Annotated in this window: 21 protein-coding genes, 3 tRNA genes and 2 pseudogenes; 19 read left to right on the top strand and 7 right to left on the bottom strand. The window is 65.3% G+C overall.

Annotated features, from left to right (window positions below):
* Nucleotides 1–88: 88 nt before the first annotated feature.
* Nucleotides 89–733 (bottom strand): FAD-binding protein, encoded by a 645-nt coding sequence (locus KY499_RS10530; protein WP_219886984.1) that lies wholly within the window; start codon nt 731–733, stop codon nt 89–91.
* 463 nt (nt 734–1,196) lie between these two features.
* Between KY499_RS10530 and KY499_RS10525 the strand changes: the two genes are divergently transcribed.
* The 4 genes from KY499_RS10525 (at nt 1,197) to KY499_RS10510 (ending at nt 5,575) form a co-directional block, all read left to right on the top strand.
* Entirely contained in the window at nt 1,197–2,234 is a 1,038-nt protein-coding gene (locus tag KY499_RS10525; protein ID WP_123256652.1) for a universal stress protein, read from the top strand.
* Nucleotides 2,235–2,324: 90 nt separating this feature from the next.
* The gene (locus KY499_RS10520) at nt 2,325–3,647 is read left to right on the top strand and encodes a hypothetical protein (protein ID WP_219885359.1); all 1,323 of its coding nucleotides are present in this window, start codon (nt 2,325–2,327) and stop codon (nt 3,645–3,647) included.
* A 19-nt stretch (nt 3,648–3,666) separates the two neighbouring features.
* Nucleotides 3,667–4,713, top strand: a complete 1,047-nt coding sequence (locus tag KY499_RS10515; RefSeq protein WP_123256654.1) for an ABC transporter ATP-binding protein — start codon at nt 3,667–3,669, stop codon at nt 4,711–4,713.
* Entirely contained in the window at nt 4,703–5,575 is an 873-nt protein-coding gene (locus KY499_RS10510) for an ABC transporter permease (protein WP_123256655.1), read from the top strand. Before KY499_RS10515 ends, KY499_RS10510 begins: the two co-directional genes overlap by 11 nt.
* 46 nt (nt 5,576–5,621) lie before the next feature.
* Here KY499_RS10510 and KY499_RS10505 read toward each other — a convergent pair whose 3' ends face one another.
* Genes KY499_RS10505 through KY499_RS10495 form a run of 3 tightly spaced genes read right to left on the bottom strand, consistent with a single transcriptional unit; the run spans nt 5,622 to nt 7,959 of the window.
* A complete protein-coding gene (locus tag KY499_RS10505; RefSeq protein WP_123256656.1) occupies nt 5,622–6,542 on the bottom strand; it encodes a cation diffusion facilitator family transporter in 921 nt (306 codons plus the stop codon).
* A 10-nt stretch (nt 6,543–6,552) separates the two neighbouring features.
* Entirely contained in the window at nt 6,553–6,990 is a 438-nt protein-coding gene (locus tag KY499_RS10500; protein WP_219885358.1) for a metallopeptidase family protein, read from the bottom strand.
* A gap of 9 nt (nt 6,991–6,999) precedes the next feature.
* Entirely contained in the window at nt 7,000–7,959 is a 960-nt protein-coding gene (locus KY499_RS10495) for a DMT family transporter (RefSeq protein ID WP_219885357.1), read from the bottom strand.
* A 214-nt stretch (nt 7,960–8,173) separates the two neighbouring features.
* Between KY499_RS10495 and KY499_RS10490 the strand changes: the two genes are divergently transcribed.
* Complete coding sequence (locus KY499_RS10490) at nt 8,174–9,100, top strand: oxidoreductase (RefSeq protein WP_123256658.1); 927 nt, start codon at nt 8,174–8,176, stop codon at nt 9,098–9,100.
* A 79-nt stretch (nt 9,101–9,179) separates the two neighbouring features.
* On the opposite strand, the gene KY499_RS10485 is transcribed toward KY499_RS10490, so the two are convergent.
* Entirely contained in the window at nt 9,180–10,064 is an 885-nt protein-coding gene (locus KY499_RS10485) for an ArgP/LysG family DNA-binding transcriptional regulator (protein WP_123256659.1), read from the bottom strand.
* A gap of 69 nt (nt 10,065–10,133) precedes the next feature.
* On the opposite strand from KY499_RS10485, the gene KY499_RS10480 reads away from it, so the two are divergent.
* From KY499_RS10480 to KY499_RS10415, 14 genes and pseudogenes are all read left to right on the top strand, one after another.
* Nucleotides 10,134–10,736, top strand: a complete 603-nt coding sequence (locus tag KY499_RS10480; RefSeq protein WP_219885356.1) for a LysE/ArgO family amino acid transporter — start codon at nt 10,134–10,136, stop codon at nt 10,734–10,736.
* A gap of 146 nt (nt 10,737–10,882) precedes the next feature.
* Nucleotides 10,883–10,955 (top strand) — tRNA-Glu (locus KY499_RS10475).
* Nucleotides 10,956–11,050: 95 nt separating this feature from the next.
* Nucleotides 11,051–11,124: transfer RNA gene (locus KY499_RS10470), tRNA-Asp, on the top strand.
* A gap of 48 nt (nt 11,125–11,172) precedes the next feature.
* A tRNA-Phe gene (locus KY499_RS10465) sits at nt 11,173–11,248 on the top strand.
* Nucleotides 11,249–11,469: 221 nt separating this feature from the next.
* Nucleotides 11,470–14,433, top strand: coding sequence for an exo-alpha-sialidase (locus KY499_RS10460; protein ID WP_219885355.1), 2,964 nt, complete (start codon nt 11,470–11,472; stop codon nt 14,431–14,433).
* Nucleotides 14,434–14,633: 200 nt separating this feature from the next.
* Nucleotides 14,634–15,107 carry an Asp23/Gls24 family envelope stress response protein gene (locus tag KY499_RS10455; RefSeq protein WP_219885354.1) on the top strand — a complete coding sequence of 158 codons (474 nt, stop codon included), beginning with the start codon at nt 14,634–14,636 and terminating at the stop codon, nt 15,105–15,107.
* Complete coding sequence (locus KY499_RS10450; RefSeq protein WP_123256662.1) at nt 15,104–15,295, top strand: hypothetical protein; 192 nt, start codon at nt 15,104–15,106, stop codon at nt 15,293–15,295. Before KY499_RS10455 ends, KY499_RS10450 begins: the two co-directional genes overlap by 4 nt.
* Entirely contained in the window at nt 15,292–15,675 is a 384-nt protein-coding gene (locus tag KY499_RS10445; RefSeq protein WP_219885353.1) for a hypothetical protein, read from the top strand. Before KY499_RS10450 ends, KY499_RS10445 begins: the two co-directional genes overlap by 4 nt.
* An 89-nt stretch (nt 15,676–15,764) precedes the next feature.
* Entirely contained in the window at nt 15,765–16,355 is a 591-nt protein-coding gene (locus KY499_RS10440; RefSeq protein WP_375141147.1) for a hypothetical protein, read from the top strand.
* Nucleotides 16,352–16,963, top strand: a complete 612-nt coding sequence (locus tag KY499_RS10435) for a hypothetical protein (protein ID WP_123256664.1) — start codon at nt 16,352–16,354, stop codon at nt 16,961–16,963. The genes KY499_RS10440 and KY499_RS10435 overlap by 4 nt, the downstream gene beginning before the upstream one ends.
* 215 nt (nt 16,964–17,178) lie before the next feature.
* Nucleotides 17,179–18,520: pseudogene (locus KY499_RS10430) on the top strand (ABC transporter substrate-binding protein).
* Nucleotides 18,521–18,617: 97 nt separating this feature from the next.
* Nucleotides 18,618–19,583 carry a carbohydrate ABC transporter permease gene (locus KY499_RS10425; RefSeq protein ID WP_219885352.1) on the top strand — a complete coding sequence of 322 codons (966 nt, stop codon included), beginning with the start codon at nt 18,618–18,620 and terminating at the stop codon, nt 19,581–19,583.
* Complete coding sequence (locus KY499_RS10420) at nt 19,580–20,557, top strand: carbohydrate ABC transporter permease (RefSeq protein WP_123256667.1); 978 nt, start codon at nt 19,580–19,582, stop codon at nt 20,555–20,557. Before KY499_RS10425 ends, KY499_RS10420 begins: the two co-directional genes overlap by 4 nt.
* A 133-nt stretch (nt 20,558–20,690) precedes the next feature.
* Nucleotides 20,691–21,746, top strand: coding sequence for a LacI family DNA-binding transcriptional regulator (locus KY499_RS10415; protein ID WP_123256668.1), 1,056 nt, complete (start codon nt 20,691–20,693; stop codon nt 21,744–21,746).
* A gap of 54 nt (nt 21,747–21,800) precedes the next feature.
* Here KY499_RS10415 and KY499_RS10410 read toward each other — a convergent pair.
* Both KY499_RS10410 and KY499_RS10405 read right to left on the bottom strand, forming a co-directional pair.
* Nucleotides 21,801–22,731, bottom strand: a pseudogene (locus tag KY499_RS10410) (hypothetical protein).
* Nucleotides 22,732–22,762: 31 nt separating this feature from the next.
* Entirely contained in the window at nt 22,763–23,569 is an 807-nt protein-coding gene (locus KY499_RS10405; protein WP_123256670.1) for an exodeoxyribonuclease III, read from the bottom strand.
* Between the last annotated feature and the right edge of the window lie 39 nt (nt 23,570–23,608).

Below are 23,608 nucleotides of genomic sequence, written 5' to 3'. Positions count from 1 at the left end.
AGCCGCCAAGATAAAACAGGCGGGAGCCGCCAAGATAAAACAGGCGGGAGCCGCCAAGATAAAACAGGCGGGAGCCGCCAAGATAAAACTAGGCGGGAGCCGCCAAGGCCAGGCCCCCGGTGACGCTGGCTGGAAGCCCGTCCGGGTAGACCTTGGCTGAAATTGCCTGCCCCACCGCCTTCGCCTGCCGAAGCACCTCCTTCGGCGACGGCGTGATCAGCTCTCCCACGCCCACCAGATACATTCCCAGGGCGTGCATCGCAGCCATGAGGTTTTGCCGGGTGGCCATACCGAGCTCGGTGAGCATGCGCCGCAGCTGGCTGTGCGCGCATCTGGTCAGCACCAGATGATCGGCAAGGAGGACGCCTCCCGGGGTTCGCACGGCCCACTTCCCGGCCGCCTGCCCGAAGTCCGCGGCATCGGCGGCTTCGGCGGCAAGATGGTCCAGCTGGAGTGCCCTGATGCTGTTCCGGACATCGAGTTGATGATTGGTGGCATAGTTCCGCAGATGCCGAAGAATCTCGTTGCGCTCCTGAAGGCTGGCCGCGTCTGCCGCGTCACAGCGCTGGAGCGAGGAGGTGTTGGCGGGATACCCGGCGCCCAGCAGGTCGAGGCCTTCCACGACTATGGAGGCCACGCCGTGGCGCTGCAGTTCGCTCGCGACGGCCAGACCCGAAAGCCCAGTGCCAATCACCACCGCTGCGGTCCGCTCAATTCCCCCATGGACAGGCATGCTCAACACTGCAGGGTCCCTTCCCGAACGTTTCCAGTTGCCGGGTGTGGACCCCGGCTGCCTTCCAAGCGCCGTTTTCAGGCCCGGCCTCTCGGGACGGGTTCTGAAACACGAGTCTCGGTTCAGCAGTGTGTCGAAGAATACCCAACATTTGAGTTCGTGGATAGGGCTTCGTCGAAGGAAGTTACTGCGCAGTAGATTCCAGGGTTCCGCGATCTCCGCAACCGGGAACTGCGGGATTCCGCGCCACCGCGGGCGAGGTTAATTCTGCGTAAACAGTCTGCGGTCCTGATTCCCGGAACCGGCGAGGGAGAAGCCCGCCGCACCCGCTTGCCTGTTCATGGCCCGCGGAGAAGAGTTGGGAGGTACACGGATGAGAAATGCGCTTCGGCTGGCCGCCCGGCGCAGGCAGGTCTGGCAGAATAGCCGGAACATCAGGCACAATCTCAAGGAGGCGGACCCCATGGGCCGTGAGCAGGCGCATCCGGAACCGGCAGCGGAATCCGGCGTACAGCCAGTGCCTCCCCGGGGGATTGTCGTAGGGGTGGACGGCTCGGACCACAGCCATTGTGCCCTGGCCTGGGCCGCCCGCGAAGCAGAGCGCCGACGCCGCCCCCTGCACATCGTCACCGCCTATTCGGTGCCGATATTCGCCGCATCGGGACTCGACGGCGGCTATGCGACGGTGGATGACTCCGTGATCCGTGATGGCGCCGAGGCTGTCCAGAAACAAGCCCTCGACAAGGTCGCCGGATACAACATCGACGTCGACGCTTCTGTTGAAAACGGGGACGCCTCCGGCGTATTGCTCGAAATGAGTGAAACCGCGGAACTGCTGGTTTTCGGCACCCGCGGCCGGGGCGGCTTCGTCGGACGGATGCTCGGCTCAGTCAGCAGCGCACTGCCCGCCCACGCCAAGTGCCCCACCGTGACTGTCCCTCTGGTCTGTGCTGACCGTCTGGGTGAAATCACCGACGACAAGCACGTGCTCGCCGAGCAGGCCAAGTCGGGCCGGGAACTCATCGCAAACGTCGTCGTCGTGGGGGTCGACGGATCTGAACAGGCCCGGATAGCAGTGCTCGACGCAGCGGCCCAGGCGGAACGCCTCTCGGCCCGGCTCCGTGTGGTGTGCGCCGTACCGCAATACAGCGGGTCGCTCGCGTGGGTGCCGGCGCCGCTGGACCGCGACGCGCTCTTCACCGAAATCCAGGCCCAGCTCGACGCCGGTGCGGCATGGCTGGCGAGCCACTTCCCGGCCCTGACCATGGAAACGCAACTTCTGGACGGCTCTCCCGTCGACGTCCTCGTGGAGGCCAGCCGGAACGTGGAGTTATTGGTGCTGGGAACCCGCGGCCATGGCGGTTTCGCCGGGATGCTGCTGGGATCGACCACTGACGGCGTCCTGCACCACGCCAAGAGCCCAGTCATGGTGGTTCCGGATCGTGCGGATCCGCGGCTGGCCGACCGGGCCAGCTTCGGTCCGATGCTCGGCGGCGCGTAGGCCAGGTGGTGCCGTTGCCGCGGGGGCGTAATGTTGAATCATGAGCTGCAACGGTGGAGCACTTCGGTTTGACGTAGGGATGTGGGTGCGGTGACCCGCCGATGGTTGCGCTGGGTGCCCGCCGCGATCGTCCCGGCGGTGATAGCAGCCGGCACGCTGCTCGGATCGCTGCCAGCGAGCGCGGGGGATCCGCTGCCGGCCAAGACGCCGGCGGAGGTGCTGCAGCTGCTGGCGCAGCACCGCAAACAAGCCCTGTCCGGAACTGTGGAGCAGGTCTCGGAGCTCGGCTTTCCGGCGTTGCCGCAGACCATGTCCGGCAGCGGCCCCTCAGGCACCGGATGGCTTGAACTCTTGTCCGGATCGCACACCGCGCGGGTCTATTTCGACGGTGCCGACAACGCCCGGGTCCAGGTGATGGACCGGATGGCCGAACGCAATCTCATCAAGAACGGCCATGAACTGTGGACCTATAACTCGAAAGACAACACCGCAAGCCACTTCCGTCCGCCGACGGGCGGCGCTGATCACGATGCCGCCCACAAGGGCATGATGGACAGCCTCGACTACAAGCGTGACTACGAAGGCATGCTGGACGGCCGCGACGGCAAAGGCATGTGGGGCAGCCCCGACCGCCTGGCCGGAATGCTGTTGGACAAAATCGATGAACACACGGCCGTAACGGTCGGAGACGACGTCCAAGTGGCCGGACGGGCGGCCTACGACCTGAAGATCGCGCCGCGTTCCACCGTCACGCTCTTCGAGTCGATGGCGATCGCGGTCGACGGTGAGACCGGGATGCCACTGTCAGTGACCGTCAAAGCCAGGGGCCAGTCCACTCCCGCCTTCCGAATGGCCTATACGAACCTGTTGCTCGAAGCCCCCGACGTATCGATCTTCGCCTTTTCTCCGCCGGCAGGGGCCACCGTGACAGAGATTCCGGACCCGGAGCGGAAGAAGGACGACGCCTGGCAGCACGGCAAGCCCGGTGACGCCGCACCGCCGGGTGAGGCAGTGCGGCCGAACGATGCCGCAGGGCCCGATGACGCCGCACCGCCGGGTGAGGCAGTGCGGCCGGACAGGGAATCGAAGGACTCCCGCAGGCCGACTATCTCCGGTTCCGGATGGGAGACCGTACTCGGCTTCCCCGCAGGCTCGGCCGCTGCGCTGTTCGGCGGGACGGCCGATCAGGCCCTGCCCGGCCCGGCGGCCCCGGACCAGGACCTGCGCGGCCGGACGGACCCCCGCGGGACGGACGTTAGCGCGGAAGCGCCGCTGGAGCAGGCCTTGACCCCCGTCCCGGGCGGACGGCTCCTATCGACGTCGCTGGTAAATATGCTCGTGCTCGACGACGGCCGGATCTTCATCGGGTCCGTGCCCCTGGAGCGGCTCCAGGCCGCAGCGGCGTCGCGGTGACGGCCGCAGGGGCCGCCGGATGACCGGCGTCGGTCCCGCTGAACTGAGCATTGAGACCACCGGCCTGAGCAAGCGGTTCGGACACCAAATGGCCGTCAACAGTGTCGACTTGGCCGTGCCTACGGGGTCGGTCTTCGGCTTCCTCGGCCCGAACGGTTCGGGCAAGACCACCACCATCCGGCTGATGCTGGGCCTGGCCGCCGCGACGAGCGGCTCCGTGCGGGTCCTCGGGGAAGAAATGCCGCGCCGGCTGCATGACGTGCTGCCCCGGGTCGGGGCCCTCGTCGAAGGGCCGGCTTTCTATCCCTACCTGTCCGGCGCCGCCAACCTGCGCCGCCTGGACGCCGCCGATCCTCTTGGGTCTGCGCGCACGCGGCGGGACCGGGTTCACTCGGCGCTGGAACGGGTGGGGCTGACGCACGCCGCGGACAAAAAAGTCCGCGCGTACTCGCTCGGCATGAAGCAACGCCTCGGGATCGCTAATGCCCTGCTCGCCCCGCGCGATCTTCTGGTGCTCGACGAGCCCACCAACGGGCTGGACCCGCAGGGCACCAGGGAAGTGCGGAGCCTGGTGCGTTCCCTGGCCGCGGACGGCGCCACCGTGTTTGTCTCCAGCCATCTGCTGGCCGAGGTTGAACAGATCTGCACGCACGCGGCAATCATGAGTGCGGGCAAGCTCGTGGCGCAGGGAACCCTGACCGAACTCCGCCAGGCAGGCCAGGCCCGAATCCGTGTCCTGACTCCCGACCCGGGGGCCGCCGCGCAGGTGCTGACCCGTCTTGGCCTGAACCCCACCCGGGGCGCCGACGCCAGCAGCGGCGCCGGCGGTCCCGACGGTACGGGAGCGGTCATTTTCGCGCCGCTGCCCGCCCGCTTCTCTGGCGGTTCGGACGACGGGAGACCCGCCGACAGCGACTTCAGCGCGGACGGTGTGGTCGCGCCCGAAGAGATGGTGGCAGCGCTGGTGGCAGCCGGCGTCCGGGTCCGTGGCTTCGCGGCAGAACAGGTCAGTCTCGAGGACCGCTTCGTGGCCCTGACGGGAGAGGGGTTCGACGTTGTCCAGTGACCTCCCGGCGACCGCGCCCGCCCCGGCTCCGCCCCGCCGGCGTGGTCCGCGGGGCGGCGGACTGCTGGCATCCGAGCTGGGGGTGCTGTTCCGCCGCCGCAGGACCTGGGCAATGCTGTTGGCACTGGCCGCCATCCCCATTCTGATTGCCGTTGCCGTGCGGCTGTCCTCCGCTGTCCCGGCCGGCCGCGGCCCGGCCTTCCTGGACCGGATCGCGCAGAACGGACTGTTTGTCGGCATCACGTCCATGGTGCTGGCCGTTCCGCTCTTCCTGCCCCTCACCGTGGGGGTCGTCGCGGGGGACACGATCGCGGGCGAGGCCGGGCAGGGAACGCTGCGGTACCTCCTTGTGGCCCCCGCCGGCCGGATCCGGCTGCTGCTGGTGAAATACGCCGGTGTGGCCGTGTTCGTTATTGTGGCACCCCTGGTGGTGGCCCTCGTGGGCGCCGGAATCGGCGCCGCACTGTTCCCGGTGGGGCCGGTGACACTGCTCTCGGGGGACTCGATCGGGCCGTGGGAGGCGGTGCTGCGGCTCGTGCTGATTGGGGCCTATCTGGCCGTTTCCCTGCTGGGGCTCGCCGCGATCGGCCTCTTTGTGTCCACCCTGACTGACGTGCCGGTGGGGGCGATGGCGACCACCGTGGTCCTCTCCGTCGTCTCGCAGGTGCTGGACGTGCTGCCGCAGCTGGAGTGGCTGCACCCCTGGCTGTTCACGCACTACTGGCTCGATTTCGCCGATCTCCTGCGCCAGCCGATTGCGTGGGACTCGTTCGCCAGCAACGCCATGCTGCAGGGCGCCTACATCGCTGTCTTCGGGGCCCTCGCCTATGGCAAATTCAGCAACAAGGACGTGCTCTCCTAGCACTTGGCCCTGCCCCGGCCTCCGGGCAGCGCCCGGTCCGCCGGGGTCAGGCGTGCTGGCGGGCCTCATGTTCCGCATGTGACGCCGGTTCCAGCTGGAAGGTGCAGTGCTCGGTGTCGAAATGCGATCCGAGGCAGACCGCCAGCTTGTCCAACACGCGGTCCGCGCCGCGGGCGCCCAGGGCCGCGTCCTCCACTACAACGTGCGCGGAGAAGACCGGAACCCCGGACGTGATCGTCCAGATGTGGATGTCGTGCACCGAGGTGACGCCCTCCACCGCGAGAATGTGTTCGCGGATCATGTTGACATCCACACCCTTCGGAGTTGCCTCCAAGAGGACATCCACCACGTCACGGAGCAGGTGCCAGGCCCGCGGCAGGATCATCACGGCGATCAGGAGCGATGCGATAGTGTCTGCCGCCTGATACCCGGTGACCATAATGACGAGCGCGGCCGCGATCACGGCAAAGGAACCCAGCAGGTCGCCGAGGACCTCGAGGTAGGCGCCCCGGATGTTCAGGCTCTCTTTCTGGGCCCCGCGCAGGATCAGCAGCGAGACCAGATTGGCGGCGGCGCCGGCGACGGCAGCCCAGAGCATCACGCCGGTCTCAACCTCATGGGCGGAGCCGAACCGCCGGACGGCCTCAATGACGATGACCACGGAGATCACAATCAGCACCAGCGCATTGGCCAGCGCGGCCAGGACTTCCGCCCGCAGGTAGCCGTAGGTGCGCTGGTCGCTGGCCGGCCGCGTGGCAATCCAGGCGGCCAGCAGGGCGATGAACACACCGGCGGCGTCGGAAAGCATGTGCCCGGCGTCGGCGAGCAGCGCGAGCGAGCCGGACACGGCAGCGCCGACGATCTGGACCAGCACAACGGTGAGGGTGATACACAGGACGGCGATGAGGCGCTTGCGGTGTTTGCCGGTGGCCGTGATGCCGTGCGAGTGGCTGTGGTCGTGTCCCATGCCTACAAGGCTAGCCCCAGCCGAGCTCGTGCAGGCGCTCGTCGCTGATGCCGAAGTGGTGGGCGATCTCATGCACCACGGTGATGGTGACTTCCTCGATGACGTCGGCGCGGGAGGCGCAGATGTCCAGGATGGGCTGCCGATAGATAGTGATCCGGTCCGGCAGTGAACCGGCACCCCACCAGGAGTCGCGTTCGGTCAGCGGCACGCCCTCGTAGAGGCCCAGCAGCACTGTGTCCGCGTCCTCGCCGGGCTGCGGTGTGTAGTCGTCCTCGATGAAGATGGCCACGTTGTCCATGGTTTTCGCCAGCGCCGGCGGAATCCGGTCCAGCGCGTCGCTGACGGCCGCCTCGAAGTCGGCTGCAGACATCGGATACGGGCCGTCGGAGGAATCGTCGGCGGCACCGCCCGGAACGATCGGCAGGCCTGGCGGCAGGGAAGAAGGCATATACGAACCCTAGCGGGACCGGCGACGGGTCAGCCCCACCCCCACGAGGCAGATGACGCCGCCAACCAGGCCCCAGATGGTGGGGATTTCACCGAGCACCAGCCAGGAGATCAGGATGGTGGTGCCGGGCACCAGATAGGTGGTGGCCGCTAGCCTCCCGGCGTCGATCAGGGACAAGGCATACGCCCACGTGGTGAATGCAATAGCGGTGGGGAAGATGCCGAGGTAGACAAGCCCCAGCGTGGCCGGCAGCGGCGCTGCCTGCAGCTCGGTGAGGAGCTGGCCGCTGAACGGAAGGCAGCACACAGCTCCGACCATAATGCCGAACCAGGTGGCCTGGGCGGCCGGGAATTTCCGCAGCACCGGTTTCTGGACGATCACGCTGACGGCGGCGAGGGCCGCGGCCAGGAGGCAGAGCAGCACGCCCGCCACATCCGCCGTCGAACGCTGACCGGATCCCAGCGCGATCATGGCCACCCCGCCGAACGCGACCACGCTGCCGATGATCAGCCAGCGCGGAAAGCCTTCCTTCAGGATCAGGCCGGCCATTACCGCGACAAGGATGGGGTTGACGTTGATCAAAAGGGCGGCGGTTCCCGCGTCGAGGACGTGCTCGGCGGCGTTCAAGGCAATGTTGTAGCCGCCGAACCACATCACGCCGTAGGCCAGGATCGGCCACCACTCGCGGCCCTGCGGCAGTGTCCGCAGCTTGGGCAACACCACGAGTCCCAGCACGACGGCGGCGATTGCCAGCCGTCCGAGCGTCAGGGGACCGGGGGAGAAGCTGGGGCCGACGGCCCGGATGCCGACGAAGGCGGAGGCCCAGAGCACCACGGTGACGACGACGGCGGCGATCCCGAGCCTGCTGATCTGGCCGGGTGGTGTGGGGCGGGAGGGAGTGGCGGGTGGCGGCAGCACTTCGTGGGCGCTGTCCGGCTGCAGGGGGCCTGTTTCGGCGGTTGTTGCCATGCTGCCAATCTAGCCGCTGCCGGGCGCCCGCGGCTGGCGGAAATCGGTCACGTCGCATCAAGATCCCGCCAATATCCGGCGGTGCGGTCCTGCGCCCTGCTTCGCCGGTCGTGACGCCCCCGCCTGACCTGCGGCGTGGGTGGCAGGTTCTGTCCGCGACGTCAACAATGGGGGTAGCCACGCGGCCGTTCCCCAAGCTCGGAGAAACTCCACGATGAAGTACACCACCGCCTCGATTCCAGACCTGTCCGGCACAACCGCCGTCGTCACCGGCGCGAACGGGGGACTCGGACTGGAGACTGCCAAGGCGCTCGCCGCGAAGGGCGCGCATGTTGTGATGGCCGTGCGCGACCAGGACAAGGCAGCCGATGCGGTGGCGGTGATCCGGGCGGCTTCCCCCGGCGCCTCCGTGGAACTCGTGCCGCTCGATCTCGCGTCGCTCACGTCGGTCTCGGCTGCCGCCGCGGCAATGCTGGGCAGGCATGAGCGGATCGACATCCTCGTCAACAACGCCGGCGTGATGGCCATGCCCGAGCGCAGGACCGAGGACGGTTTCGAGATGCAGCTGGGGGTCAACCATCTCGGTCACTGGGCCCTCACCGCGCACCTGATGCCCGCGTTGCTCCGGGCTCCCGCGGGCCGGGTCGTGTCGGTGACGAGCACTGCGCACCACTTCGGGCGCATGCTCGACCCCGAGAACCCGCACCTGCGCGGCAACTATGATGCCTGGCGGGCCTACGGCCAGTCCAAGCTCGCCAATTACCACTTCGCGTTGGGACTGCAGCGCGAATTCGAACGGGCCTCGGTTCGTACAACCAGCCTGTTGGCACATCCGGGCCTCTCCCGCACGGGCCTCCAGTCCACAACCGTCAGTGAAGGCGGCGGTGGGCGCCTTGGCACCTTATTCCACAATCTCGTCCAGCGCACCGGCATGAGCCCGGACGACGGCGCGCTGCCGCAGCTGCGCGCCGCCACGGACCCCCGGGCAAAAGGCGGGGACTTCTACGCTCCGCGGTTCGTGAACTCCGGGGCGGCCGTCCGGCGCCCTGTCCTGCGCCCCGGCGCCGATGAGGCGATTACCCGGCTGTGGCGGGTTTCCGAACGGGAGGCCGGCCTGGAAATGGTGATCGACCCGCGGTGAGGCAAGCCGAATTGTCGGCCGTGAACGATGCCTGGTCGGTTGTGGCCGGCGGTGGACTCCCGGCGCGTGCCGGGCGGCTTCACCTCAGTAGGCGGGCGGCTTCGTGGCTGACGGCCGCGGCGACGTCGTCCAAGGCCGCGGAACCGTACCGCCACTGCTGCCAGTAAAGCGGAACATCGACAACGGAACCCGGAACCAGCTCCCGGAGCCGCTGGAGTTCCAGATCAGCGGCGATCTCGATCTCCGGAACCATTCCCCATCCCATCCCCAGCCGGATGGCTTCGGAAAATTCGTGCGCGGCGGGAACATAGTGCCGCGGCGGCTTCAGCCTCTGATGGCCCTGCAGCCGCAGGAAGCGATCCTGCAGCTCATCCTTGCGGTCAAAAGTGACCACCGGGGCTTCGGCAAGGCTTTCCGTGCTGACACCGCCGCTGAACCAATCCGCGGCAAATGACGGCGCGCAGACCGCAAGGTATCGCATGGTCCCCAGGCTGCGGGACCGGCACCCGGGCGCAGGCGCGGCTGTGGCTGTGATGGCTGCTGCGGCGGCGCCGCTGCGGAGCAGCTCCAAGGAGTAGTCCTGGTCCTCGCGCAGGATTTCGAGCTGGACGGTGCCGGACACCTCGGCCAGGGCCGGCAACACCCAGGTATGCAGCGAATCACTGTTGATGACCAGGGCGAGGCGGGTGCCGGCGCGGGGGACTCCCGGCTGCAGCTCCTCCGCCAGATCCGTGGAGAGCATGTCCAGCTGGCGGGCGAAGCGCACCACGGCCTGCCCGGCGTCGGTGAGTTCGACGGGCCGGGTGCGTTGCAGGACCGGGCGGCCGACGGCGATCTCAAGGGCGCGGACCCGTTGGCTCACGGCGGAAGCCGTTACGGATAGTTGGCCGGCAGCCGCTTCGAAACTGCCGTGGGCGACAATCGCCGCGAGGGTGCGGGCCTGGTCCGGCTGAATATCAATCATTAGCTCATCTTATGTTGACCAATAATCATTAACTGGTTTCATGTTGTTCCCGCGCCTACCGTGGAAGCCGTGATCCTCTCAATTTTTTCCGGCCTCGCCAGCGGGCTGTCGCTCATCATCGCCATCGGCTCCCAGAATGCGTTCGTCCTCCGGCAGGGTATCCGGCGCTCGCACGTGGTCCTCGTTATTGCCGTGTGCGCAGTGTCCGATCTGATCCTGATCCTGCTCGGCGTTGCCGGCCTCGGCGTCGTTATTGAGCAGGCTCCGGCCGCCGTCGACGTCGTGCGGTGGGCGGGTGCCGCATTCCTGCTGGTTTACGGCGGCCTCGCCGCCGGCCGTGCGATCCGCGGCGGCCAACTGGCCCCCTCCGCGGCGTCCGTGAACGGGCACTGGGCGGCGGCGCTGGGCACCTGCCTTGCCTTGACCTGGCTGAACCCCCACGTTTATCTCGACACCGTGCTGCTGCTGGGGTCCCTGGCGAACGCCCACGGCCCGGACGGCAAATGGTGGTTCGCCGCCGGTGCAGGACTTGGGAGCATCGCGTGGTTCACGGCGCTCGGATTCGGCGCGCGCTTCCTGGGGCCATTGTTCCAGCGCCCGAGCGCGTGGCGGGTGCTCGATGGGGGGATTGCCGTGGTGATGGGAACCCTCGCCGTACTGCTCATTGTGTGAGGTCAGGCGGGGCCGGAAACCTCGATTTTGTATATTCCGGAAGTAGGCTCTATAGTTTTACAGGTCCAGTTCGGAGGAACCCGGAAGGACAGGAACGAAGGGCATAGCCCGGATTTTCTGCTCTGGTTCAATCGAATTGCGTTCTGGCCCCCATCGTCTAGCGGCCTAGGACACCGCCCTTTCACGGCGGCGGCACGGGTTCGAATCCCGTTGGGGGTACGCAAGGAAGTGGTCTGGCCGGATGAAAAAGTCTGGTAGGCTAAAAGCCTTGAAAAACCGCAGTAGCGATACTGGGGGAAGCAAGAAATCAGTATGGCCCTGTAGCGCAGTTGGTTAGCGCGCCGCCCTGTCACGGCGGAGGTCGCGGGTTCAAGTCCCGTCAGGGTCGCTTTGATTGCCGGAAAAAATTCCGGTGATCATGGTGACATGTCACCTAGGCTCTGTAGCTCAGTTGGTAGAGCGTTCGACTGAAAATCGAAAGGTCACCGGATCGACGCCGGTCGGAGCCACCACTGGGAAGCATCAGTTCTTTTAGAACTGGTGCTTTTCTTCTTTTAACGTTCAGGCCAGGATCCTGCCCGCCGCGTCAATCGACCGGCACCCACTTCTGTTCGAACCCGGCAAACCGTCGACATGTGAGTCCTTTCACATTAGGGTCGTAGGACGTTCTATATAGAACGTGGAATGCGCATGATTTCCGCGCGTTAAATCTCCAACACATGAGAGGCCACAAGTGACTTTACGAAAGACATCTGGCGTTCCGCGCCTACGGGCACGGGCCGTCGCCGGCATCCTGGGATTGGGTCTGGTGGCCGGCTCAGGCCTTCCGGCGGCCGCCGCGCCCATTCCACCAAGCACACCGACCGCCGGTCCTGGTGAGTTCTCCGAATCGAATATCGCCGCCGACCGCACGCCCGACAATCTGTTCTACCGGATACCAGCCCTGACATACCTCGGCGGCGGCGTGGTGCTGGCGGCCTGGGACGGACGCCCCGGGAGTGCGGCAGATGCGCCCAACCCCAACTCCATTGTTCAACGACGCAGCACAGACAGCGGACGGACGTGGGGTCCGCAACAGGTGATTGCCGCCGGGCATGTGGGGGATGCGAGCGGCCCGAAGTTTGGTTACAGCGATCCCTCGTACATCCATGATGCCGAAACCGGAAAAGTGTTCGCATTTTTCGTCTATTCAAAAGACCAGGGGTTCGGCGGCAGCGTCTTTGGCAACGATGACGCCGACCGTTCGGTGATTTCATCCGCGATAATCGAGTCTGCTGATGGCGGGCAGACCTGGAGTTCCCCGCGGCTCATCACCAGTATCACCAAGCCCGGAACGAGCCGCACAAACCCTCAGCCGGGAGACGTCCGGAGCAACTTTGCAGCCTCGGGCGAAGGAATCCAGCTCAAGTACGGCATCCATAAGGGACGTCTCATCCAGCAATACTCGGGGATGGTCCTGCAGGCAAATGGCAGCCAGGCTTTCCAGGCCTACAGTGTCTTCTCCGACGATCATGGCTTGACCTGGCAGAAAGGCGCTTCCGTTGGCGCCGGCATGGATGAAAACAAAACGGTTGAGTTGTCGGACGGCCGGGTCATGCTCAATACCCGAGACAGTTTCAACGGAGGGTTCCGGAAGGTGGCCTTCTCCAACGACGGCGGGGCCACCTATGGTGAGGTCGCCCAGGACACGGAACTTCCGGACCCGGCAAACAACGGTGCGATCGCCCGGATGTTCCCCGAAGCTCCGGCGGGATCGGCCGAAGCCAAAAAGCTGATCTTTACAAACGCCAACTCCAAGTCCGGCCGCCAAAACGTTTCCGCCAGGGTCTCCTGCGACGACGGGGCGACGTGGCCAGGCGTCCGCACGATCCGCGCGGGTTTCTCCGCTTACTCCACCGTCACGCGCCTGGAGGCCGGACAGTTCGGGGTGCTGTACGAGGCTAACTACACCGACAACATGCCTTTCGCGAAGTTTAACGATGCGTGGCTCAACTACGTCTGCGCACCGCTTAGCGTGGACGCGCAGGCCGTGACGCCCGGCGCGGACAAGGCTGTCCCAGTAACGGTCACGAACCAGGAAAGCGCCGTGCTTTCCGGTGGATCCGCGACCATCTACACCCCCGCTGGTTGGTCCGCCACCACCGTGCCGGTACCCGACGTCGCACCCGGCGCATCCGTGACGGTCAGCGTGAACCTGAGCGTCCCGTCAGGAGCCGCGGGCGCACAGAATCTCAACGCGGCGTTCACTGCCGCCAACGGCAACGTTGCCCAGCACACGTTCGTCGCGACGGCGCCCCAGGCGCAGCAGGTCGGGCTCAGCATCACCGGCGCAGCCCCGGACCGCGATGTCATGAGCTCCCCGTACAAAGCTGGAGACGTCCTGGCATATTCGTTCACGGTCCGGAACACCGGCAGCGTGACTTCCAACGCCGTCCCCACCGGGGGCAACTTCGAAACCGGATACGTCCCCCCGACCGCACCGAACTGCCGCTACAACAACCTCTCCGCAGGCTCCACCTACAGCTGCACCACGGCGAGGCATACCTTGACGGAGGAAGATATCTCGCGCGGGTACTTCGCTCCGCAGGCGACGTTCACGGTGACTGCCTCCGCGACACCATCCCTGACTCAGGCCGTAGTCTTCAACGGCGCTAACATCGCACTTCGGGACGGGCTGGCGATGGCCGACATCAGCGGACGGCGCAATGACGAGGGCCGGGACCTCGCATTGCAGCCCTACGCTGCGGGCGACCAGGTACCCTACGCCTTCGCGGTCACGAACAGCGGCCCGCTCACCACTACCGTCACGCCGACCGCAGGCAACTTCGCGCCGCTGGTTCCGGAAGGTGCCGGCAACTGCAGGTGGCGAAACCTTGTTCCTGCCGGCAGGTACAACTGCACCACCCCGCGGCACACCGTGACCCAGGCCGAAGCGGACCAGGGGTTCTTTGTGCCCCGGACCTCGTGGACACTGACGGTACCCGGGCAAAGCCCCAAGGTTCTTGAGGTTGACGGCGGGGAAGTGGACCTGGTGGCCAGGAACGCGTTGCTTGACGGCACGGCTGCAGCCGCCTGGGAGGATTCAAATGACGACGGCTACGCCACTGCCGGGGAGAAGGTCACCTTCACCTACATGCTGGGGAATGCCGGAAACGTCGAGCTCTCTGATCTGCAGGCCCCGGGCATGGGCATTACGGAGCCGGTTTTTGCCGCCGCGGCTACCGCGACCCGGCACGAGGACTACATCCTGACCGCCGCCGATGTGGACGCTGGGGAGCTGCCAGCTGCTAGTTTCACTGTGACTGCCAGGAACGGGTCGAAAACTGTCGCGCTCACCGTCACGCGGGAGGCGCTCGCCTTGCGCGCCCAGCCGGCGAGGCCCGAGGCCATCCCTACCCTCCAAACCCAGGATCTCGACGGAGGGACTGCTCCGACGGGGCTGGGTACCGACGACAAGTATCGGACCGGGCAGAAGGTGACGCTCCACAACCTCGAGCATGGCCAGTGGTATTACGTCTACCTCAACAAGGGCCTCTACCGGCTCGGCTGGATTTTTCCGGGACGGAACGACACCGTGGAATTCATTCTGCCGGACGACGTGAAGAATGGCCGGGATGACGTTGTGGTTCTCGACTCGCGCGGGCAGCAGGTCACTTTTGACCGGTTCCAGGTCACGCCGAAGGGCCAGAAGCCCTAGGAAGGCATCCGGGTGGCGGCATCCGGGCATCGGATTCCGCCACCCGGGAAGTTGAACTGGGCCGCTTCGGCAGCATTTGCGGGACCTGCTTCGCTGTGGATGGCACGGTGCCGAAGCCCCGAACCGGATTCCCGGCGCCGCGCGGGCGCCTTCGCCGCGGCAGGCGTTAGGGTGGTCACAAAGAGAAGGGTGGATGGCGCATGGAAGACCAGAATTCGCATCCCGTGGCGGGTCCTGCGGCCGTGGCGGGTCCTGCAGTCGGGGCGGCAGCGCCCCGCGGCAGCGGCCGCACCATGATTTCCGAAGCGGCTGTCGCCAAGGTTGCCGGTATCGCAGCCCGCGCTGTTCCCGGCGTGTACTCGCTGGGTTCCGCGCCATCGCGGGCGCTGGGCGCCATCCGCGACGCCGTCGGTAGCTCCGACCATGCAGCCGGGGTCCACGCCGAAGTCGGCGAAAAACAGGTCGCTGTGGACATTGAGCTGGTGGCACTCTACGGCACGCCCCTGCACGCCCTCGCGGACCAGATTCGCGCTGCCGTCTATTCCGCTGTCGAGGAACTGGTCGGGCTGCAGGTCATCGAAGTCAACATTGAAATCAACGACGTCTATGTTTCCGGCCCCGCGAAGCAGACCCCGTCCGGTGAGGCCAGGCAAATAAAGGAGGCAGTCCAGTGAATCTGACGGTTGTTGGGATCGCGGTTGGGGCCTTTGTGGCCTTTATGTCCTTCCAGTTTGGCGCTTGGGGATTTCTCGGGGCATTGCTGTTTATGGGCATCGGCGCATTGCTGGGCCGCGCCGCGGAAGGAAAACTGGACCTGCGAAGCGTCTTTGACGCCCTCACCGGCCGGCGTTCCTCCTCATGAGCAGTACAGCCGGAAATGTTATTCACCGCGGCCAACTGGCCGGGCACAACCGGATCAGCAACCAGGCCCTGACCAGTGTTGCGCGGGCTGCCGCGGGGGAGGCCCTGGGCGTTCCTCCGCACGCCGTCCGCGCCGAATGGTCCGACGACGACGGCCTGCTTGCGCTGTCCCTCGTCACCCCTATCGCGGTCCCGCCGCTGGGCGCGGTGCTCCGGGACCCCATGCGGGTCACGGCGCTGGGTGGCTCCATCCGGGAGCGTGTCGTCGCCGCCAAGACCAGGATCCTGCACCGCGTGACCGAACTGAGCGGCGCGAAGCTCAGCCGGGTGGACATCCGGATTAGCGGCGCCACGGTGCGCGAAGGAGGGCGGGTGCGGTGAACCGTGCTCTCCACAAGCAACGCGGTGACCGCGGTGCTGTCCCGCCGTTCCCGTCCGCGGCGGCGCCCGGACCCGGTGCGGTAGAAGCCGTGCCCGCTGAGCCCGCCCCGGCCGGCATGGAACGGATCCTCAGACGTGAGACGTCCTCCTCCCGGGCCACTGCTTCCGTCGTGGCGGCAGTCCTGGTCGCGGCTATTTGTGCCTACGCACTGCTGGAAGCGGCCGTCCGCGCCATCGGACAGCCGCCATGGATCATTGCTCCCCAGGCGGCCGCAGAGCAGATCATCGCCCTTCCCGAGGGGTTTCCGCCGCTCCTGCTGGGAGTGATCGGGGCTGTGGCCGCTATGGCCGGATTGATCCTTTTGCTCAACGCAGTGCTGCCCGGGCACAGGGCGCGGCACGTATTGCGGAACCAGCGCGCCGCCGTCATTGTTGACGACGAGGTGATCGCCGCTGCCTTGGCGCGGCAGGCACGCCTTGCTGCCAACGTGACCCAGGAACAGGTTATGGTGATCGTGTCCCGGCGCCGGGTCCTCCTGAACATCCGGCCGACCTCCGGCGTCCCGCTGAACCCGGAGATGATTGTGTCCGCCGTGCGCCAGGAGCTCCAGGAAATGCGGCTCTCACCGATGCCTGAGGTCAGCATCAACGTCGCCACGTCGGGTGTGGTCGGGGCATGAACAACACCCCCAGACTCCTGAACCGCATCCTGATCGGAATTTTCGGCGCCAAGCTCCTCGCCCTCGGTGTCCTGATGATCCTGCTGGCAGCGGTTCCAGCCGTCGGCGCCTGGTGGCGGGACTGGGCCGGCGGTGTCTGGAGTATTTGGCGCGATCTGTTCGAACGAACGCGCTTCCCGGGACGCCAGGAGAGCTGGCTGTGGCTGGTCATCACCGTGCTGCTCGCCGTGGTTATCGGCGCCATGGTGGCGTGGGCGGCGCAGCAGGGCAAAGGCCGCGGCGACCTTCTCGTTTATGAGCAGGACCCGGGCGACGTGCCGGGCGATATCCGGATCGGCCGGGGCGTCGCGGAGCAGGCCCTCCGTGAAGCCCTCGCCGACCGCCCCGACCTCGCCGGTGCCACTATCACCACCTACGAAATCCGGGGCGAACCGGCGCTGAAGGTCCGGGTACAGCCGCGCCAGGGCGTGGCCCCGCACCTCCTGGCCGCCGAGGTGTCCGCCCTCGTCGAGGCGCTCGACGCCGTCGTTGGCCAGCGCACACCGGTCCTGATCCACATCGCTTCCGGGGCGCGTTCCCGGTTCAGACGGGCCGAACGCGTCCGCTGACGCTGCCGAGTTGAGAATCGGGGAACAGTTCGGCAGCTCTTCGGGGATGGCCGGCTACCGGCCCGGAGGTTCTGGAGCCCGCCGGCGGGGCAGCGTTCACCATGCTTGCGTAAACGCTTGCATTCGAGATCGGGCGCAGGCTAGTGTGAAGGGCGCCACACGAGTGCATGACCACCCCAGTGCCGATTTTTACCCACTCAATGAGGAGTCTCCGCATGAAAAACCGCAAGTACTTGCTGCCAGTCGCCACGGTCGGGGTTTTGGCCCTGTCCCTGAGCGCATGCAGCGGATCCACGGGCAGCACCGAACCTGCGGCTGACGTGGACTGCGCTACCTACTCCAGCTACGGCAAACACGACGGCAAGACGGTTTCTGTTTACTCGACCATTGTTGATACGGAAGCGACGAATCTCGAGGCCGCGTGGGCGCCGTTTGAGCAGTGCACCGGCATCACCGTGAAGTACGAGGGAAGCAAGGAATTCGAGACCCAGATCGGTGTGCGTGCCCAAGCCGGAAACGCGCCGGATGTCGCCATTTTCCCGCAGCCCGGACTCATGGCTGACCAGGGCCCGGGCCGGTAACCTGAAGGAAGCATCCAAGGAAGTTTCGGATCTCGTGGACAAGAACTGGTCGACCGACTGGAAGGGATACGGAACCGTCGACGGCAAGTTCTACGCGGCCCCCATGCTGGCCAATGTCAAGGGTTACATTTGGTACGCCCCGAAGACATTCCAGGAAAAGGGTTGGGAAGTCCCGAAGACCTGGGACGAGATGTTGACTCTCAGCAAGAAAATCGCAGACGACAATGCGATGAAACCGTGGTGTGCGGGATTCGAGTCCGGCGAAGCTACCGGCTGGCCTGGCACGGACTGGATCGAAGACGTCGTCCTCCGGGCAGAGGGCCCTGAAGTATACGACCAGTGGGTTAACCACGAGATCCCGTTCAACGATCCCAAAATCGTCAGCGCCTTCGACAAGACAGGCGAGATCCTACTCAACCAGGACTTCGTGAACGGCGGATTCGGTGACGTCCGGTCCATCCTGACAACCGGGTTTGCGCAGGCCGGCCAGCCCGTACTTGACGGTCAATGCGCCATGCACCACCAGGCCAACTTCCAAGCCTCCAACTGGCCGGAAGGGACAGTTGTTGCTCCGGAAGGTGACGTCTGGGCGTTCGTTACCCCGCCGATCGACGCCAGCCAGGGAGTGGCCATCACCGGTGGCGGCGAGATGATCGGTGCCTATAACGACACGCCGGAGATCCAGGCATACCTCGCGTACATGGCGAGCGCTGACTTTGCTAACAACCGCGTGAAGCTTGGCGGTGTCATCAGCGCCAATAAGGGACTGGATCCGAACAACGCGCAGTCCGAACTGGACAAGCAGTCCGTCAAGCTCCTCCAGGATACGAAGACGGTATTCCGGTTTGACGGCTCAGACCTGATGCCCGGGGCCGTCGGCTCGAACTCCTTCTGGAAGGGCATCGTCACCTGGATCAACGGAACGCCCGCCCAGGAGGTAGCCGACAGCATCGAATCCAGCTGGCCCAAGAGCTGATCTCAAGTGCGCTGCCTTCCTGCCTCGTAATTCAGGGGCGGGAAGGCAGCGTGTCTGCCGAACTCACTGATCCACAGGCACCTCGGAAGGACGGGCTATGGAATTTATCGGAGGGAAACTTCTTCAAGTAGTAATCGCGCTGGCTGTTTTTGCCGCCATCATTGGCCTCATCATGCTGGTTGTAGACAAGGCTCCAAAATCGGCCCGGGACAGACTGACGGTCATCGGTTTTCTGGCGCCGGCGGCAATTCTAATGCTGGTGGGTCTCGTATATCCGGCTTTCCGGACGTCATTCCTGGCCTTTACAGACGCCAACGGCCAAGTGAATGGCGTAGAAAACTTCGTATGGATGTTCACCCAGCCGGAGGCACTGGTTACCCTCAGGAACACTGTCGTGTGGACCGTTCTGGTTCCGTTGTTGTCAACGAGTTTCGGCTTGGCATACGCCGTGTTTATTGATAAGGCGCGCGGGGAGAAGGTACTGAAGGCTCTGGTTTTCATGCCGATGGCCATCTCCTTCGTGGGTGCTGGCATCATTTGGAAACTCGTCTACGATTATCGGGGCCCCAGTATTGAGCAGACAGGCGTCCTCAATTTCCTCCGTGTTGCTTTGGGATTTGATCCCAAACAGTTCCTGCTGGATGCGCCGGAAAATACGATCTTCCTCATTGTTGTCATGGTCTGGATTCAGACCGGGTTTGCCATGGTCATTTTGTCGGCCGCTATCAAAGGCGTACCGACGGAGCTGATCGAGGCCTCCCGTTTGGACGGGGCGAACCCGTGGCAACAGTTCCGCAATGTAACCGTTCCTGGAATCCGCGGGGCTCTGGTCGTGGTGCTGACTACCATCACCATCGCAACGCTGAAGGTCTTTGACATCGTACGCACCATGACGGCCGGCAATTTCGATACCTCCGTCGTCGCAAACGAGATGTATACCCAAGCATTCCGGGCTGGCGAACCGGGCCGCGGCGCTGCCCTGGCCCTGGTGCTGTTCCTGCTGGTCCTGCCCATTGTTGTATACAACGCCCGCGTCCTCCGTCAGCAAAGGGAGATCCGATGACCGCCACCCCCGTTCCGGACAAAGCTTCCGAGTCGACTCGTACCCAACCCCGCAACGCGCAGGGCGACTCCGGGTCCCCAGAGGACGCCGCTCCGATCATGCGAAGAGTCAAGCAGAGGCTCACCTCGCGCTGGGCCACAGCGGCGGCTGTATTCATCGCCGTCGTCTGGACGGTTCCGACTTTCGGTCTGTTTGTCTCGTCTTTCCGGCCTGCCCCAAAACAGATCGGTCCGCGCTCGGACGGGTGGTGGAACTTCTTTGCTGACTGGCAATTCACGTTCCAGCACTACCTAGACGTCACTGCCTCCTCGGGTTCCCAGTCGCCGAATCTGTCCCAGTACTTCGTGAACTCCCTCGCGATCGTTATCCCCGTCACCATCTTTATTCTGGTGCTGGCGTCAATGGCGGCGTACATCTTCGCCTGGGGAAAGTTCCGGGGCCGGGACGGGGTGTTCATTTTTGTTTTCGCCCTGCAGATCATCCCCCTGCAGATGTCCCTTATACCGTTGCTTCAGCTTTTCACCCAGGTGCTGCAGCTGCCTTCCGGCTCCTACGCCCAACTGTGGATTGCCCACACAATGTTCGGGCTGCCTCTGGGGATCTTCCTGCTGCACAACTTCATCTCGGAGATCCCGGGGGAAATGATCGAGGCTGCCAGGGTCGACGGCGCCGGTCACACCACTATTTTTTGGCGCATTATCCTGCCCTTGTCTGTTCCGGCGTTGGCGTCCCTGGCGATCTTCCAGTTCCTCTGGGTCTGGAACGACTTGCTGGTGGCCCTTGTGTTCTCCGGCGGCACTGCCGATGTGGCCCCTATTACCCAGCGGCTCGCGGAGATCTCCGGGACCCGCGGGAGCAAAGACTTCCTCAACCCCGCTGCGGCGTTCGTGTCAATCATTGTCCCATTGGCAGTCTTTTTCGGGCTTCAGCGGTTCTTCGTCCGTGGCCTACTCGCGGGCGGTCTCAAGGGATAACAGGGCAGCCATAAAGGGCGAGAGTCAGGCGGTATTGAATCGGGCACGGGTGCTTTGGTGCCGGTAAGGCGTAACTATTTCAGGACTTGGGAGGATTGCGAGAACCCTCCTCATCCAATCGACAAGGGACAGCGTGACACGGACTTCAGACAGGGCGCAGCGCAGCGGCCACCACGGCGTCAGCATCGACGATGTGGCCGCCGCCGCCGGGGTCTCAACCGCCACGGTGTCCCGCGCAGTCCGCGGACTGCCCAGGGTCTCTCCCGCCACACGGGAGAAAATCCTGGGTATCGCCGCGGACCTGGGCTACGTTGCCTCCTCCTCGGCGTCCGGTCTTGCCACCGGACGAACCCGGACCATCGGGGTCCTCGCGCCGTTCGTGAGCCGCTGGTTTTTCTCCCAGTCACTCGAGGGCGCTGACCGGGAACTCCACGCCCGCCAGTATGGTCTCTCGCTCTTTAACCTGGGCGGGCACGGCAGCAACCGTGAGCGGCTGTTCAACAAGACCATGGTTTACAAACAGATCGACGCCCTCCTGGTCCTCTGCATGGCGCTCTCCCACGAGGAAATCGAGCATCTGCACAAGCTCGACATCCCGCTCGTGGTCGTCGGTGGGCATGTCGAGGAGTGCGCCTACATCGGCATCGATGACTATGCCGCCGCGGCCGACGCGGTCCGGCACCTGATCGACATCGGCCACCGGGACATTGCACTGCTGCACGGCGACGATGCAACCGACCTGAATTTTGATGTTCCCCGCATCCGGATCCGGGCCTACCAGGAAATGATGACGGCGGCGGGACTCGACCCCCGGCCGGAGTGGGATGAAGCGGGCGACTTTACGCTGGCGAGCGGGCAACGGGCGTTCCGACGGCTCTGGACCAAGCCCGGGCCGAAGCCCACCGCAATTTTCTGCGCAGCGGATGAGATGGCGATGGGGGTGATCTTCGAAGCGAAACGAGCCGGTGTCCGGGTTCCGGAGGATCTTTCCGTGATCGGCATCGACGACCACGAATTTTCCGCTGCGGTGGGACTCACCACCGTGGCTCAGCGACCGGACGAACAGGCAGAGCTCGCCACCAGGATGCTGCTCGACGAGCTCGGCGGCGCGGCCGGCTCCGTCCGGTCAGTCGTGGCGCCGCACCGGCTTATCGTCAGGACCTCAACCGCGCCGCCGCGCCGCGCATAAGGTCCTGACACGACGTGCGGTCCGCCGGCCAGGCCGGCGGCTGGACCCGCCGGCTCAGGACGCGCGGGCCAGTTGCCGGATCGGGATCCAGCGGGAGGCGAGCCTGCGGTACGCTGCCGCCGCCCCTGTCATGTCGCCTTCGGCCAGGCACTCAATGCCGAGCCTTACATCGAGCGGGGAATCGTCCGGGAAGACCTTGTCAGCAACCGCGCCGTAGTCAAGTTCCACGACCGACCCCGGGTGGAAGAGTTCGATCCACTCCGTGAGCTGGGTCAGATCCTCAAGCATGTCGAGGTCCGGCGCGGCAACGGCCAAATGCGACACCGCAAAACGCACCCGTTCCAGGGCCGCTTCGATTCTCGCCCGGATACGGACAGTGACAATGTGGCCCTCAGATTCGATGACCTCGGTGAGGTCCGATTCCTGGAAGAGGCAGAACCAGCTGAACGGTATGCCCCATGTGGAAGCGCGGGTATGGACGCGGATGAGGCCCTCCTGCGCCCGCGCCTCGTCGATGCGGCCCTGGTGCTTGTCCCGCTGCTCCGCCGGGATCAGGAGCTGGGCCAAGGGCCCATGGATACCTTCCATCAACGCGTTCGCGGCCAAACCCGCCCGGAGGACCAGCTGGCTGGGGCAATACAGCAGTTCTTCGGCGGACCGGGGCCGCCGCCGGCGTGCCAGACCCGGCCACCTCCCCGGCCACCTCCCCGGCAGTGGCCGGTGCGTTCTTTCCGGCGGGCGGGAGCGGGACGATCCGCACCAGATCGGTCCGCCCAGTCGGAAACGGGTCGCCGCCAGGGCGCGTAATGCGGCCCAGCGACGCGAGCAGCTCGGCGTTTTCCACTGCCGCCCGGGACGCTGTGCCGGCTGCGGCCGTGCGCAGGAAGTCCTGCTGGCCGGCCGGGAATGCTTCCAGCGGCTCATAGATCCTGAGCGCTGAGGAAAACGGCAGCCCTGCCTGCCCGCGGTATAGGTTTCCGGTCACGGGATCACGATGCTTCCACGGCCTGTGTCCATCAGTCGGCGAGTTCGACGATGACGGGGGCATGGTCCGAGGCGCCCTTGCCCTTCCGCTCTTCGCGGTCGATCACCGCTCCGGTGACACGGGACGACAGCGCCGGGGAGGCCATCACGAAGTCGATCCGCATCCCTTCTTTCTTCGGAAAGCGCAGCTGGGTGTAATCCCAGTAGGTGTAGACCCCCGGGCCGGGCGCATGCGGGCGGACGACGTCCTGGTATCCGGCGTCCTCGAAGGCCCGGAACGCTGCCCTTTCAGGTTCGCTGACGTGGGTCAGGCCCTCGGTGCGGAAGTATTCGATGTCCCAGACATCCTCGTCCTGCGGAGCGATATTCCAGTCGCCCATCAAGGCGATTTGTGTCTCCGGGTCCGCCGTGACCCAGCCCTGGGCGTGATTTTTCAGCGTTTCAAGCCAGCTGAGCTTGTAAGGCATGTGCTCGTCGTTGAGGGCGCGGCCGTTGGGAACGTAAAGGCTCCAGACCCGGACGCCGCCGCATGTGGCGCCGATTGCCCGGGCCTCCTGTACGGGGTCCTTGCCGTTTTTGCCGAAGACCGGCTGGTCAGGGAAGGTGCGTTCGACGTCGTCGAGGCCCACCCGGGAGGCGATCGCCACCCCGTTCCATTGACTCAAGCCAAAGTGCGCCACCTCGTAGCCGTTGTTTTCGAAGAGCTCCCACGGAAAGTTTTCGTCCTTGCACTTCGTTTCCTGAATCGCCAGGACGTCACAGTCCGAGCGCTGGAGCCACGCCTCAACACGGTCGGCACGGGCACGAAGCGAGTTCACATTCCAGGTAGCAATCTTCACACCCCCTAACTTACCGAACTTGGCCGCCCGGCGAAGCGG

The sequence above is a fragment of the Arthrobacter sp. PAMC25284 genome (genome assembly GCF_019443425.1).
Classification (GTDB): Bacteria; Actinomycetota; Actinomycetes; order Actinomycetales; family Micrococcaceae; genus Arthrobacter; species Arthrobacter oryzae_A.
Note: the sequence above shows the minus strand (reverse complement) of the source record. Positions and strands in the feature narration are given on the sequence as shown.